Origin of the sequence: Neobacillus bataviensis LMG 21833, from assembly GCF_000307875.1 — a bacterium.
GTDB classification, from domain to species: domain Bacteria; phylum Bacillota; class Bacilli; order Bacillales; family Cytobacillaceae; genus Neobacillus; species Neobacillus bataviensis.
Genome location: NZ_AJLS01000036.1, coordinates 172,479 through 186,492, shown reverse-complemented (window position 1 = coordinate 186,492; position 14,014 = coordinate 172,479). Strand labels below are relative to the sequence as shown.

13 protein-coding genes are annotated in these 14,014 nt (G+C 41.0%); 3 read left to right on the top strand and 10 right to left on the bottom strand.

The window, feature by feature from the left end:
* Nucleotides 1–91: 91 nt before the first annotated feature.
* From BABA_RS04885 to BABA_RS04865, 5 genes are read right to left on the bottom strand one after another with little or no spacing between them, the layout of a single operon-like run.
* Nucleotides 92–562, bottom strand: a complete 471-nt coding sequence (locus BABA_RS04885) for a (2Fe-2S)-binding protein (RefSeq protein ID WP_007084026.1) — start codon at nt 560–562, stop codon at nt 92–94.
* A gap of 36 nt (nt 563–598) precedes the next feature.
* Nucleotides 599–1,432, bottom strand: coding sequence for an FAD binding domain-containing protein (locus BABA_RS04880; protein ID WP_007084025.1), 834 nt, complete (start codon nt 1,430–1,432; stop codon nt 599–601).
* Nucleotides 1,432–3,759 (bottom strand): xanthine dehydrogenase family protein molybdopterin-binding subunit, encoded by a 2,328-nt coding sequence (locus BABA_RS04875; RefSeq protein WP_040345195.1) that lies wholly within the window; start codon nt 3,757–3,759, stop codon nt 1,432–1,434. The genes BABA_RS04880 and BABA_RS04875 overlap by 1 nt, the downstream gene beginning before the upstream one ends.
* Before the next feature lie 10 nt (nt 3,760–3,769).
* Nucleotides 3,770–4,378, bottom strand: a complete 609-nt coding sequence (locus BABA_RS04870) for a nucleotidyltransferase family protein (RefSeq protein WP_007084023.1) — start codon at nt 4,376–4,378, stop codon at nt 3,770–3,772.
* Nucleotides 4,360–5,373 (bottom strand): XdhC family protein, encoded by a 1,014-nt coding sequence (locus tag BABA_RS04865; RefSeq protein WP_007084022.1) that lies wholly within the window; start codon nt 5,371–5,373, stop codon nt 4,360–4,362. Before BABA_RS04865 ends, BABA_RS04870 begins: the two co-directional genes overlap by 19 nt.
* A 133-nt stretch (nt 5,374–5,506) precedes the next feature.
* Between BABA_RS04865 and BABA_RS04860 the strand changes: the two genes are divergently transcribed.
* Nucleotides 5,507–7,048 carry a multicopper oxidase family protein gene (locus BABA_RS04860; RefSeq protein WP_007084021.1) on the top strand — a complete coding sequence of 514 codons (1,542 nt, stop codon included), beginning with the start codon at nt 5,507–5,509 and terminating at the stop codon, nt 7,046–7,048.
* 28 nt (nt 7,049–7,076) lie between these two features.
* Here BABA_RS04860 and trhA read toward each other — a convergent pair whose 3' ends face one another.
* On the bottom strand, nt 7,077–7,724 hold the full coding sequence (gene trhA / locus BABA_RS04855) for a PAQR family membrane homeostasis protein TrhA (protein ID WP_007084020.1): 648 nt from the start codon (nt 7,722–7,724) through the stop codon (nt 7,077–7,079).
* Between the two features lie 379 nt (nt 7,725–8,103).
* On the opposite strand from trhA, the gene BABA_RS04850 reads away from it, so the two are divergent.
* Nucleotides 8,104–8,454, top strand: a complete 351-nt coding sequence (locus tag BABA_RS04850) for a hypothetical protein (RefSeq protein WP_007084019.1) — start codon at nt 8,104–8,106, stop codon at nt 8,452–8,454.
* A gap of 11 nt (nt 8,455–8,465) precedes the next feature.
* Here the strand turns inward: BABA_RS04850 and BABA_RS04845 are convergent, their stop codons facing one another.
* Both BABA_RS04845 and BABA_RS04840 read right to left on the bottom strand, forming a co-directional pair.
* Entirely contained in the window at nt 8,466–9,080 is a 615-nt protein-coding gene (locus tag BABA_RS04845) for a TVP38/TMEM64 family protein (RefSeq protein ID WP_007084018.1), read from the bottom strand.
* A 53-nt stretch (nt 9,081–9,133) separates the two neighbouring features.
* Nucleotides 9,134–10,201 carry an ATP-binding protein gene (locus BABA_RS04840; protein ID WP_007084017.1) on the bottom strand — a complete coding sequence of 356 codons (1,068 nt, stop codon included), beginning with the start codon at nt 10,199–10,201 and terminating at the stop codon, nt 9,134–9,136.
* Nucleotides 10,202–10,545: 344 nt separating this feature from the next.
* Between BABA_RS04840 and BABA_RS04835 the strand changes: the two genes are divergently transcribed.
* A complete protein-coding gene (locus BABA_RS04835; protein ID WP_007084016.1) occupies nt 10,546–11,727 on the top strand; it encodes a TIGR04053 family radical SAM/SPASM domain-containing protein in 1,182 nt (393 codons plus the stop codon).
* Between the two features lie 106 nt (nt 11,728–11,833).
* Here the strand turns inward: BABA_RS04835 and BABA_RS04830 are convergent, their stop codons facing one another.
* Nucleotides 11,834–12,934, bottom strand: coding sequence for a Ger(x)C family spore germination protein (locus BABA_RS04830; RefSeq protein WP_007084015.1), 1,101 nt, complete (start codon nt 12,932–12,934; stop codon nt 11,834–11,836).
* The gene (locus BABA_RS04825) at nt 12,931–14,007 is read right to left on the bottom strand and encodes a GerAB/ArcD/ProY family transporter (protein ID WP_235749577.1); all 1,077 of its coding nucleotides are present in this window, start codon (nt 14,005–14,007) and stop codon (nt 12,931–12,933) included. The genes BABA_RS04830 and BABA_RS04825 overlap by 4 nt, the downstream gene beginning before the upstream one ends.
* Nucleotides 14,008–14,014: the final 7 nt, after the last annotated feature.

The following is a 14,014-nucleotide window of genomic DNA, read 5'->3' as shown; positions in this document are numbered from 1 at the left end:
GCGAATCGATGTTGACTTATCGTAGGGCGGAGAGCGAAGGACATTAGCCGCTAGGGCGCTGGAGCTGGACATAAGAAAAACGCCAATGTCTTTAACTTGGTGTTTTACCTTTCCCCTTTAACACCGATTTCACCGCCTGCTCAATTTCAATATAGCTCGTGCAGCGGCAAATGTTGGATTCAAGCCATTCTTTAATCGTTTCATCATCGGCGTCCGGATGCTTTTCGATTAACGAGTGGCAGTTCATAATGAACCCTGGAGTACAATAACCACATTGAAAGGCAAAGTTCTCAATAAATGCTTGTTGAATAGGTGTTTCAACCAGTCCCTCAATCGTTGTCACCTTTTTGCCGACCGCTTCTACGCCCAGTATCAAACAAGATTTCATCGGCCAGCCATCGACATTCACTGTGCATGCCCCGCAGTCACCGTTTAAGCACCCTGGCTTTGCCCCTGCCAGGCCAAGGTTCTCTCTAAGCGCAAATAAAAGAGTATCGGCTGATCTAACCGTAACCATCCGGGTTTCTCCATTTATATTTAAGGTAATGGTGTGGGATTTCACATTCCCCTCCCCTTTCTTCAGACAAAATTCGAAACCTTACACTCTATCTAGAGCTGCCAGTAAATCGAAGAACAAATTCCGTAAAACAAACAAACGGTATTCACTTGATCCCTCAACATCATCTAAAATTGGCTGCGGTAAAACAGATAGAGCTCCCTCCACCCTCATTTCAGCCGATTGCCCTCTATTATTTAAAGCCAATTCAACCTCCCTTGAGCGAAACGGAAAGGGGCACAGCCCGCTAATACCCACACGAATCTGTTGATCTATTTTTAAAGCGGCAATGGTAATCAATGGGTACCCTGTATCCCACTGCTGGCGGCGTTTGACACTGAAAAACGGCGCCTGGATAAACCGGTTTTCAGTGGCGATTTGAACTAAAAACTCACCTTTTTCTAATGCGATCTGGCCGTTTAAAATTTCATTGATCGGAACGATTTTTTGACCATTTGGGCCAATCAGTAATACTTGGCTATCTGCAAGTAAAAAAGGCAAAACGGTTTCCCGGTAAAAAATTCGGGCACAAATATTTCCTCCCAAGGTAATTTTCACGCGAGCTGTATGGTCGGCAACTTCGCTTGCTGTTTTTGTTAACAAAGGGAAAAGATTTGCTTCTTCAATTTTTGTAAGCGAAAGCGTACTGCCAAGAAACAGATGATCCCCACTAACCTGCATGACACTGCATTCAGCAATATTTTTGATATCGATCACTGCTTCGGTATAAGCTAAATCAATTCTCCCAAGTGTAATTAATTCTGTTCCACCTGAAAAAATAAACGGCTGTTTCCCCTCTTGCTCTAAGTTTTGAAATAATTCAACTGCCTCCTGTATCGTTGCAGGCCGATAATAATCAAAATCAAATGGGAGCATTACCGAGCCCCCTCCTTTGCCTTCCAAATTAACTCAGGAATTAATGGCAAATGATGCAGCGAAACACCCGCTGCAGTCGACAAGGCATTCCCAAGTGCTCCGGGCATCCCCATTAAGCCATGTTCCCCCACACCGCGTGCTCCGTATGGTCCATCAATCTGAGGGGTTTCCACGAACCCGACCAAGTATTCCGGATTCTCCCCATACCGCAGCGGCCGGTATGTCCGGAGCTGTGGATTCATCACACGGCCAAGCTCATCAAAATAAAACGTTTCCCTTCCTGCGAATGCGAGACCCATGCTCATCGCCCCCATGACCTGACCGAGAGCCGCTTTTTCATTCATCACCTTGCCGATATCAACCACCGTACATGCTTTAATTAGCCGGTACGAGTAATCCCGCCGGTCAAACTCAATTTCAACCCCATATGCCGCAACCGTCCATTCCGGGCCGGGCTTCCCAGCCCCTGTTTCGGGATTCAAATGGGTAAGATGACGTAAAATATAACTTCCCCTGCCGATAATTTGCCAGCCTATGGTTTCACCATTTGGATATTTATAGCCACTTGCAATATCTTTAAAATGCAGTCCAATAGATGGGTCATCCCTTAAAAAAACTCGGCTGTTAGCCACTTCCAGATCTTCCTTAGGCGCTCTTAAAACACAGGACGCAATTTCTTTTAACTGATTCAGGACATCCTCCGCCGCCCGTAAAACAGCCCTTCCTCCCATGAAGGTTCCTCTGCTTGCCACTGTCTTCCAATGCTCTGGTGTCGTTTGGGTATCCACTACCATCCTTACGTGAATGTTATCCACATCCATTTTCAAGCGTTCTGCTAGAATCTGAGCAAGGATGGTTTTGGTGCCAGTTCCAATTTCAATGACCCCGGACATTAAGTTTATCGTTCCATCCCGATTAAAAGTCAAGATGACGCCAGAAGGGGCGTCAGTGTCAATCGTCGACGTTTTCCAGCTGCAGCTGACCCCTTTTACTCGAATATAGCGATTATTTATTTCCTTTACAGGCCCCTCACCCCAATGAATCAGATCCCGAACTTTTTCAATACATTTCTTCAAGTTTCCAACATTACTCTTGTTTAAAAGAACCCTTGTCGGTGTTGTATTGCCTGGCATAATCGCATTGATATACCTGAGTTCAAGCGGATCAATCGTTAATTTTTGCGCGAGTAAATCCATTGTCCGTTCAATCGCAAAAGAAAGCTCTGAATGACTAAATCCCCTGAATGGTGCTGCGTACGGATGATTTGTGTACATACAGTACGAATCACACCAAACATTTTCTATATTATAGGGCCCTGTACAATCAACCGCACCTGACCTTGTGACATCAATTCCCTTATCGGAATAAGCGCCGCCATCCCACAGATAGCGGATTTCTGCCACTTGGATTTTCCCATTTTGCGAAGCTCCCAACTTTACAACTGCATCTAAACCAATATGACATGGGGAAGTTATAATATCTTCTTCTCTCGTATTCAAAATTTTTACAGGTTCTCCCCCGACAGCTTTTGATGCCAGGTAAGCAAGCACTTCCAGCTGTACCGGTGCTTTGCCGCCATACGCACCGCCAACAAGCGGGGTTGTGACGATAATTTTCCCGAGTTCCACACCGAAATAATCGGAAATCAACCTCTTAACCATAAATGGTGCCTGCGAGGACGTCATAATCATGACATTCCCATCCGGCTTTATCTCCGCCGTCGCACATCGTGTTTCCATTGCCGCATGATCTGAAGGGGCAAAAGAAAAACTCGCTTCTACTACCGTTGCACTTGACGCCCAGCCCTTCTCCATATCACCCTTACGAATTTTAATATGTGTAGCGATATTAGTGCCAGGCACTGGTTGAGAATCGGCTTCTTTTTTATACTCACCCAAGTGCTCGTGTACTAATGGCGCATCTTTTTGGAATGCCTGGGTTGGTGAGTTAACAACCGGCAGCAATTCATATTGTACCTTTATAAGATCCGCTGCTTTCTTTGCTTGCACTGCCGTATCTGCTACAACAAGGGCAACGGGTTCACCATGATAGCGAACCTTATCAACAGCAAGCGGCGGGCGGTCACGTATCGCTTCACCCGTAAGCGGAAAGAAGCGTTCACCGACTAGAATCGCTCTGACACCGGGAACCAGCCAAGCCTCCGTTGTATCGATGCTGACAATTTTCGCATGGCCATAGGGGCTGATGACTATTTTCCCTGAAAGCATTGGAACCGAATGATAGTCATGGGTAAACTTCGCCCGTCCTGTCACCTTATCAAGCGCTTCCTTGCGAATGACACTTTTCCCGATAACCTCCACATTCATCCCTCTCCATCTATAGGAATGGTCCATTTTTTAATAGAAACTGGTAATCTTCTTTCGTATCTACATCAAAAAAATAAACATCCTTATTCAATTTTATTTGCTTTCCCAAACAGCCACTACGCAATAAACTTCTAGCCCCCTGATCCCCTTCTAATTTCATTATTCTCGGAAAAAGACTGCTTGCTAGAAGAACAGGCGGTTTCATCACTCCATTATGCGAAAAAGAAATGAATTCCTCGGAACCATGAAATTCATCAATTAATCGATTAATCATTTTCGTTGTCACAAAAGGCTGATCAGCAAGCAAAACGACAACTCCAGCTGCCCCCATTTCCGCAGCAACCTTCGCCCCCGCTCTCAGCGATGCACTCTGCCCCCTATCCGCTTCCACACATTCTACAATTCTCAAATCCTCACTTTTTGAAAAAGGAGTTAACCATTGCAGCGATTCTCCTTTTCGTGTGATAGCAATGGTAACATCCAGCTTAGATTTTAATGCTGCCCTTAACGCGATACTCCCCAAACGTCGATTCCCTAGCGGCAGGTTTACCTTTGGACTGCCCATTCTGCTGCTCTTCCCCGCAGCGAGATAAATACCAACTAATCCGGAATAGTCCATAACAGCTCCACCCGTTCATGCACCGGCTTTCTCCACACTTTTATCATTTCCGCAACCACACTGACAGCAATTTCAACAGGCCCTTTAGCTCCAATCGCAGCACCCATTGGCGAGTGAATCCAATTCGGCACATTTTCACTTTTTAATAGTCTTTTTGTCCTTTCTCTTGGCCCTAACACGCCTAAGTATCTTATATTCTTATTTCGTATCTTCATTAAAATTTCTTGATCCCGCTGAAAATGATGCGTCATCACCACAACAAAATCATAGGGTGAAAAAGTGATTTGTCTAAACAGTTTTGCAGGGAAACCCAGCATCAGCTGCTCAGCTGCCGGGAAGTTTCTTTTCTGACAAAATGCTTCCCGCCAATCACAGACCACCACTGAAAAACCTGTATCTGCTGCTAAAGAAACAAGCGGGATCGCATCCGGCCCTGCCCCAAATACAATCAGCCTTGGCTTTGGCTGGTACGTATGCTGAAAAACGGTGGGAGCCCCTGACATGACCCCGCTTCTCGATGTAAACTCAATGACCGGAATTGGACCCGACCAGTTCCCAAACGGTTCGCCTTCTTCCTCAATAAAAATATATTCACCCAAATCATCTAGCTTTTTTAACCCTATAACAGGTTTATGTTGGCTTAGAAGTGTTTTTACTAATAGAAAGTCCTCATTTACTTTTTCCGTTACCGGCTCAATTAATATATCGATGGTTCCATTGCAGCCAGCACCTTGGCCCCAACTCAAATCGTCCTCATCAAATAAATCGTATTGAAACATCGTCGCCTCTTGTTTTTCAAAAACTTCCTTCACCTTTAAAGCAAGATCCGTTTCCAAGCATCCCGCCGTCAACATACTTATTTGTGTACCATTTTCGAAAAACAGCATCGATGAACCTTCTTTTTTATAGGCTGATCCCTTTACACGAACGATGGTCGCCAAAACTTTTTCCCCTGGGTGATCAAGTACATCTAAAATTTGATAAAAATCCTCCACGCTTCTCCCCCACTTCAGACACATGAATTCCTATCTTATTTATATTAGGACGTAAGCTATTCCTAGAATGATTAATTTTTCAATTGCTGCATTCATACATATTTAGTAATAATGTCTTGAAGGGGCGCTTAACATGAAACTGGAAAAATTTAAAGATCCATTACCGATTCCTCCCGTCCTACAGCCAAAGTGGAAGTCATCTAACTATACGTATTATGAGGTGAACATGAAGGAAACAAAACAATCGCTCCATCGTGATTTGCCCAAAACGACTATTTGGGGATATGAAGGGATGTATCCAGGGCCGACAATTGAGGTGGAGGAAGGCGAAAGAGTCTATGTCAAATGGAAGAATGAGCTCCCTGAAAAACACCTATTCTCAATTGACCATACGGTCCATGGTGCAGAAATAGCGAAGCCAGATGTTCGGACTGTAGTCCATCTGCATGGCGGGAGAACCGAGCCCGCGAGTGATGGTTATCCAGATGCCTGGTTCACGAAAGGATTTACTGTAAAAGGACCTTTTTTTCAAAAAGAAATTTATGAGTATAATAATCCGCAAAGCGCCCGTGCACTCTGGTACCATGATCATGCGATTGGGCTGACACGATTAAATATTTATGCCGGACTTGCCGGATTTTATTTCCTTAGAGACCATCACGAACGCTTATTAAATCTGCCCAGTGGTTCATTTGAAATTCCATTGTTAATTCAAGATCGAACATTTCATGAAGATGGCTCATTGTCATATCCTAAAAAGCCTGAAACCAATCCTTCCGGCATTATTCCATCAATAATTACCTCTTTTTTTGGTGACACGATTGTGGTTAATGGAAAGGTATGGCCCTTTCTTGAGGTTGAACCGAGGAAATATCGCTTTCGCGTATTAAATGCCTCAAATTCCCGCTTTTTTCGGCTAACAATGGATACGGGCCAATTATTTTTTCAAATTGGCACAGACTCGGGGTTTCTAGAACGACCTATTGGCGTAAGGTCTCTGTTGCTGGCACCTGCAGAACGCATGGATATCATCATTGATTTTTCAAATATGGACGGTAAATCAATCATTTTGAAAAATGATGCTCCGACGCACTTTCCGATTGGTGATCCCGTAAACCCTGAAACAACCGGGATTGTCATGGAGTTTCGGGTAACGAAGCCGCTATCAAGCATCGATACGAGCACAATCCCAGCCAATTTGGGTCAAATTAACTGGCTGCAGGCAAATTCTGCCCAGAAGAAGAGATATCTGGAATTAAGTGAGGAAAGAGATCGATTTGGAAGGTCATTATTTCTGCTAGACAAAATGATGTGGGATGACCCCATTACAGAGGATCCGCTTCTCGGCTCAATAGAAATATGGAATTTTATCAACACGAATGGTGACGACCACCCCATTCACATCCATCTTGTTCAATTTCAAATTCTTGAAAGACGACCCTTCGATGTGGAATATTATAAAAAAACGAAGCAGGTGAGATACACCGGGCCTGGGATCCGTTCAGAACTGGGTGAGCGGGGCTGGAAGGATACAGTCAGATGCCCGCCAGGTCATATTACCAGCATCGTCATTCCGTTTTTCCCCTACACAGGTCAATATGTTTGGCATTGCCATATGTTAGAACATGAGGATTATGAAATGATGCGGCCTTACCGGGTAATTCCACCGAATTAAAGCAATGTATTGCCGATTACTGTTTATTTTACTTTATCGGCAGTACAAAAAATAGTATACAAAAGAAGTGGGCAACACTGCCGGCCATTACGAAAAGATGCCAGACGGCGTGGTGATACTTAAAACCGCGCCAAACATAAAAAATAGCCCCAAGTGTATAAAACGCACCGCCTATAACTAAATAAAACATTCCTTCCGGGGAAAGATTATTTACTAATGGTTTCCAAGCAAAAACAATTAACCAGCCCATTACGACATATAGAAACGTTGAAGTGAAAAGATATTTTTTCACAAAAAAACATTTAAATACCGTACCGGCAATCGCAAGACCCCATACAATCCCAAATAGTGACCAGCCCAGTGTTCCTTTAATAACAATTAGTAAAAACGGGGTGTACGTCCCGGCAATAAAAAAATAAATGGACGAATGGTCAAAGATTTCAAAAACATCCTTCGCCTTCCCCTCTGGGAAACTGTGAAGCAATGTGGACGACATATAAAGAATAAACATCGTTGCACCAAATATCGTAAAGCTCACAACATGCCAAGCCGTTCCGTATAAAGAGGAAAAAACGATTAAAATTACCAAGGCAGATATGCTCAGTATTGCCCCGATTCCGTGAGTAATGGAATTAGCCACTTCCTCTTGCTTTGAAAATGTATGTGTTGCTGCCATGATAAAATTCCCCTTTCAATATCTGTAAGGACTCTACCATGAAATAGAATTCCTATTAAATATAAATCATATTCATCACGTTAACATGTTAATGGAACGGGAACAATGGACATTTATCATGGAAACCCCAAAAAGACCAATCCCCGGTTCGAAATAGCCATCTTTCTCAAACTATTAAACTTTCCTTCATAGTTTGTTCATATTTTTCCTTTATTATATAAATAGGTTCACGAAGAACCACCATCCTCCGCCCCCTTTTAATATAGAATTGGAAAATGCCCGGCATAATAGCCGGGCAATTTTTTTGATACTAGAGTATACTTATCCTCTACTCTGTCAATAACAATAACAATTATTGTTTTGAGAGGGTGGTTTAAAAATGAAGGGAATTTATTTTATTAATGATCGCATCAGGATAAATGGACTTACGAAGGAAGAAAGCATTTCACTTCAAGAACAATCGATAAAAAACTATCTATTCAACCAAAATATTCAAACCGTAAAACTTAACCCCTACCAGTTAAATGAATATTACACTATTCCCCACGCACTTTTATACGATTTAAAAAAGGAAAAAAGCGGGTTTGACTGTTTTATTTATTACTCACTTCAAACCCTTGAAGATTTTATTTACACCTATCCCGCCAAATGGCTCATCTTAAAAAGCTTTTTTAAGGAAATCATCATGGTGGAAAAACAGAACGATTTGAATGTCCAAAAAGTTATTTAATCGACAGATTTTTATGCTTTCCTTCGATAAATAATCACAAAATAAATCAAGAAAATGAGTAACAGATAACAGCCATAGATCCCGAAGGAATACAGTTTATTTGAACTAAATATCGAACCTGCGTAGGACAAAATAAGGATATTAGGGATTTTTCCTAACGTCGATGCAATGAAAAAAGTCAGCCATTTGACACGGCTTAAACCGCAAATAATATTAACAACCGGTGCCGGAATAATCGGGATTAATCGACAAGTAAGAATCGCGGCAAAAGAATTTCGATTTAAAAATTCCTCATATTCCCGGACTTTTGGGTATTTAATTAGCTTCTCCTCAGCCAAATCTCGGAAACCATATCTACTTAATAGGAAAAATCCCATTGTTCCAACCATGGCACCTGCTAAAGAAATAAATACACCCTGCGTGGCTCCAAATACTCCCCCAATAATCCCCGCTAAAACGGGAAAGGGGATTATTGGAAAAAACACGCAAATGGCAACTAGCATCATGCTGATGATGATGGATAAGGTTCCGCCCTGATTGACTAGGTGAAGCAACTCGTCCTTTTGGAGAAAGCCAACAGAAATAATAATTAATAGGATACATAGACTAACGATTCTTTTAAACATAGCTGCTCCTTTCACAAATATGTTTATACAACCGACATACTAAATTTATTCCGTTAATCTGTCGTTTCATAGGGCAGCCAAATGGTCACAGTAGTTCCTTCCCCTTGTACACTTTCAATATTGATTTTACCATTATGACTTTCAATGATGCGAAAGCATGTCATTAAACCAAGACCTGTTCCCTTTTCTTTTGTCGAATAAAAGGGTTCCCCAATCTTCGACAGCCTTTCCTTTGGAATGCCACATCCATTATCAGTGAACTTCACAATTACTCCCGTTTCATCTGTAAAAATGCTCACATCGATTCGTCCATTGTTAGATATAGCCTCAAGAGCATTTTGGATCACATTCATAAATACCTGTTTTAATGAACTTGGATCCCCTATTATTCCTTGAATCGGTTGCTCGCTCTCGATATGTAATTGTTTATTCATCAATAAAGGATCAGACTGAAACCGTTGAATTACTTGTTTAACTATGCTTTCAACATGGACCATCATTGTTTTTTCTGCATGGGGCTTAGCCATGGATAAAAATTCGGAGATAATGGTCTCTATCCTGTATAGTTCATCTATCACAATCCTTAAATAGACAGGGTTTAGCTCTTTTTCTGAATGTAAAAGTTGCGTGAATCCTTTTATTGGTGTTAAGGGATTACGGATTTCATGGGCAACTGCAGCCGCCATTTGACCAACAACCGCCAGCTTTTCCGACTTTTGTAATTGTTTCTCTCTCTTTTTTAGTGCATCCTCCATATGTTTTTTCTCGGTGATATCAAGGACTTGTCCCAGTAAAAATTGCTCACCCGTCGATTTTTCTCTTATTCTTGATACAGTTAGGATGCCTGTTTTAATCTCACCTAACTTATGAATATACCTTTTCTCAAGCTGATATTCATCCCTTTCTCCGTTTAGTATTTCACCAAATAGACGTGCATCCACGAGCATGTCTTCAGGATGTGACACCGCTTCCAACGGCAAGGATGTTATTTCCTCGAAAGAATAACCAAGAAATTCACAGAAAGCAGGATTATATTGTATGGTGGAAAAATCAGTGGTACCAATTAGTTGTGGAATTCTGGATTGAAAGAAAACCTCTTTATATAGAGTAAAATTAAACATTTGAACCTCCAAAAAAGTTAAGGGCATTTAGCAAATCATGAGGACATTTATGCAGGTATAAGACATTGCCTTATTAAGTATAATGCTTAAAGAACATTTCTTAAAGAAATAATTTTCTAATCTTTCTAAAGATAGAAAAGCATTTTACCTCTCACGGTTTTGATGGATATTCCTCCACATTCTAGCAATTGTATTTCATCTGTTTGTAACAAAATTGTAATAGTTTATTGGATGTAGAAATATTGTAACAAAACATCCATGCACGCCATTCTGACAAAATTATAATGAACCTATAGTAACAATTTTTATATGGTTAAAAAATAATAAAGAATTTGGTGATGAAGATGCGAGGAATTAGTAAAGGACATCCACAGGCAGCAGGACATCCACATGGAGCGGGTAAAGGAATTGATTATGATGTAAATCCTTTCATAGTGATTTGGGAGGTAACAAGAGCTTGCCAATTAAAGTGCGTGCACTGCCGGGCAGATGCACAGCTGACACCGGATCCCCGTGAGCTTTCGCATGAGGAAGGGATCAATTTAATTGATCAAATCTATGAAATGGATAATCCAATGCTCGTTTTCACTGGCGGGGATTGTATGATGAGAGAGGATCTTTTCGAGCTTGCGGATTATGCCATCAAAAAGGGGATGCGTGTGTCGATGACACCTAGCGCCACTTCTAATGTAACCATCGAGAAAATGCAACGTGCCAAGGATGTCGGTCTGTCACGCTGGGGCTTTAGCCTTGACGGGCCAACACCGGAAATACACGATCATTTCCGTGGAACACCTGGATCATTTCATTTAACACTTGAAAAAATTAAATACTTAAATGAGCTGGAAATGCCGCTGCAAATCAACACGGTTATTTCGCGCTACAATTATGACTCGTTGGAGGAAATGTCCAAGCTCGTGGCTGAGCTGGGTGCAGTTATGTGGTACATCTTTTTACTGGTGCCAACAGGCCGTGGCCAATTAGATGCCTGCATTACACCCGCTGAACATGAGAAAGTGTTCCGCTGGTTGTATGAGTTAAGCAAAACAGCGCCATATGACATCAAAACAACCGCTGCGCAGCATTATCGCCGAGTGGTACTACAGCAAAAACAGCGCGACCATTTAATTGAAAAAGGTGAAATTCATTACGAGGATACGATTACAACCGATTTCGCATCGATGCACGATGGCTTAAAACGGGCGCCAAAAGGGGTAAACGACGGAAACGGGTTTGCTTTCGTATCTCATATTGGCGATGTGATGCCAAGCGGCTTGCTGCCGATTGTTGGTGGGAACATCCGTGATACACCACTTGCGGAAATTTATCGGGAATCCAAGGTTTTTAAAGAACTGCGTCAGCCTGATCACTATAAAGGCAAATGCGGTGTCTGCGAATATAATAAAATTTGCGGCGGTTCGCGCTCGAGAACCTATGCTGTAACCGGCGACTATTTGGAAAGCGAACCATTTTGTGTGTATATTCCGCAGGCAATGCGAAATAAAGAAACTGCACCAATAATATAAAATCAGTTAAGAAAGGCATTCCAAATTTACGGAATGCCTTTTCTTAATGAAGAAATTGATTGAAGTATTAAATCTGCTGAAACCTTCTATCATATGACTCCAATCCTTATTCAATTAAGCCGGTATCTTCTATTTGTACTTTTGTTTGGACTTTAAATTTAATCTGAGGGTAAATCCTTTGCCACTGCTCCCAATCATCCTTATTAAAATGGCGTGAACGGTAGCGGAGGCCGAATCCAATCGGATCCAGATTTGCTTTTTGAATCTTTACCAGTAATTCCTCAATCTCTTTGTTTAACGATTTCTCTGCCGCTTTTTCATAAACCGATAATTTTGTATTCGGCACACGCCGAGTTGCTTCCTCCAATGTGCCTTCCATCGAAACATTTACTTTAATATATGGAGTACTTCCCTTAGGAGTAATAATTTTATACTTTGTTTTCACTTTGTGTGTATCAATGATAACTGTTGTTTTGCCTTTGGTTATTTTATTTGCACTCTTTTCCTCGCGTTTCCTCAAAAAATTAAGCATTTTTGTCTCTTCTGGCTCAAGCGTCAGCTTCATCTGGCTTTTATTAAAAAGACCAACTGTATTAATTTCTAATAATTCCTTTTTCGCTTTAATGATCGGCAGCATCGGATCTTTTCCTCGTTCAATTAAGCGATACTTATAATCGAAAAGGAACTCCGAAATAGCATAGGGTGTCTCTGATCCATCCTTCCCCAATGCTAGGAATAAAGCATTTGAAGGGATACGCTCCGATTTTGGCTTAACTTTTAATACATCCAACGCACTAGGTTTCCCAATGGCCACCCAAGCAATTTCCTGAATGTCCCTTCTTCTCGTAAACCAATAATTAATACCAGCATTTCCCTTTTGCTTCACAACCTCCTCACCAAACACAATGGCTTTTGCATGACTGAAATCAATCTCTTTATCCACTTTTGTTTTAATGATTCTCACTGCTTCAGACATGGAATTTGCCTTTTCTGACACAATAATTGAATCCGTACTAGTACCCTTTGATTCACTAGGAATGGCAAATTTAAGGCTGACGAGATATTTTTTTGGACTGTTTTTTGTAACATCTACACCGATGCTGACAACAAAAAAGCGCTTATCAATGTCTTTAAAGCCACAGCCATTTAACAATGTTAGTGTAAGAAGCACGAGTACAAGAAAACTCCATTTACTTAAAAGTTTCATGCTGTCCGCCTCCTAGCCCAAATGAAAAATACCACGACAATAACAATTTCAAAACCTAGACGAAAAATCATCCAATAAACAGTTATTTTGTTTAATAGAACGGTATTTAAATAAATGACCCCGACAACCGAACAACACGTAATGATAGCTAGGATCATCCAATTCTTTTTTTTCGTTATTTTCCCCTTAAAAGTTCCTTTAATTAATTCATAGGCAACATGCCAATGGACTGCAATGCTCATTAGTGAAATACTCATATAAAACATGATAAATAAGAATATGACGCGTTCAATCGGACTATAAACTAGTCTGAGTGAATCTGCGGTTGAAATCCATGGATAAAGGTATTCTTGAGCCCCATCTGACCCGTGAAACCCAATTGGAATGAAGAATGTAGTAAATAAATTAAATCCGCCCAAAATGAAGATGGAAATAAAATTCCATATTTTTAATTTCCCCTTGATCACGCGATTAAAAATAATGAGGTTGGCATAACCAGAAAAACAATAGGTAGCTGCAGCGATGGATTTTAAACTTGGCCTTTCGAAAATATAGGTACCGACCTCCAAAATCGAATCCCAGATAAGGTAATCATTTGTAAACGCTTTAAAAATAATAAAACCAATTAACGGAGTATTAAGGAATAAAACAATTTCCAAAAAATACATAACTCTTTCTGTAGGGAGCTGGATAATTAAAAAAACCGCCGCCAAATAAATAACCAGTAACAGTAACTTCGGCATTTCCGGATTAATATACCTCGTTAATATATCAATAAATCCAACGAGCGTAATCAGACCAGCAGAAAACCAAATGAATTGAATACTGCCAAAGTGGAGTATTTTAAACCATCGATTCTTGGAGTTTGCTAAAATTTCAGGAAGGCCTTGTTCAGGGAACTTATTAATCGCAATACTATATAAATAATTTAAGGCAACACCAATCGGTATGGCGATTAGCACACCCATTACCGCGCCTTCGTAACGATGTTTGATTAATATTTTGGGAACAAAGATAATGACATTAATAAGCATGTTCAATAACACTAAATATAAGAAATATCGGTTCAACATCCTCCCC

Coding starts and splice junctions, on each gene's coding strand:
- BABA_RS04880 (WP_007084025.1), bottom strand. CDS start 1,432: ATGCTCCCATTTGATTTTGATTATTATCGGCCTGCAACGATACAGGAG.
- BABA_RS04875 (WP_040345195.1), bottom strand. CDS start 3,759: ATGAATGTGGAGGTTATCGGGAAAAGTGTCATTCGCAAGGAAGCGCTT.
- BABA_RS04870 (WP_007084023.1), bottom strand. CDS start 4,378: ATGGACTATTCCGGATTAGTTGGTATTTATCTCGCTGCGGGGAAGAGC.
- BABA_RS04860 (WP_007084021.1), top strand. CDS start 5,507: ATGAAACTGGAAAAATTTAAAGATCCATTACCGATTCCTCCCGTCCTA.
- trhA (WP_007084020.1), bottom strand. CDS start 7,724: ATGGCAGCAACACATACATTTTCAAAGCAAGAGGAAGTGGCTAATTCC.
- BABA_RS04850 (WP_007084019.1), top strand. CDS start 8,104: ATGAAGGGAATTTATTTTATTAATGATCGCATCAGGATAAATGGACTT.
- BABA_RS04845 (WP_007084018.1), bottom strand. CDS start 9,080: ATGTTTAAAAGAATCGTTAGTCTATGTATCCTATTAATTATTATTTCT.
- BABA_RS04840 (WP_007084017.1), bottom strand. CDS start 10,201: ATGTTTAATTTTACTCTATATAAAGAGGTTTTCTTTCAATCCAGAATT.
- BABA_RS04835 (WP_007084016.1), top strand. CDS start 10,546: ATGCGAGGAATTAGTAAAGGACATCCACAGGCAGCAGGACATCCACAT.
- BABA_RS04830 (WP_007084015.1), bottom strand. CDS start 12,934: ATGAAACTTTTAAGTAAATGGAGTTTTCTTGTACTCGTGCTTCTTACA.
- BABA_RS04825 (WP_235749577.1), bottom strand. CDS start 14,007: ATGTTGAACCGATATTTCTTATATTTAGTGTTATTGAACATGCTTATT.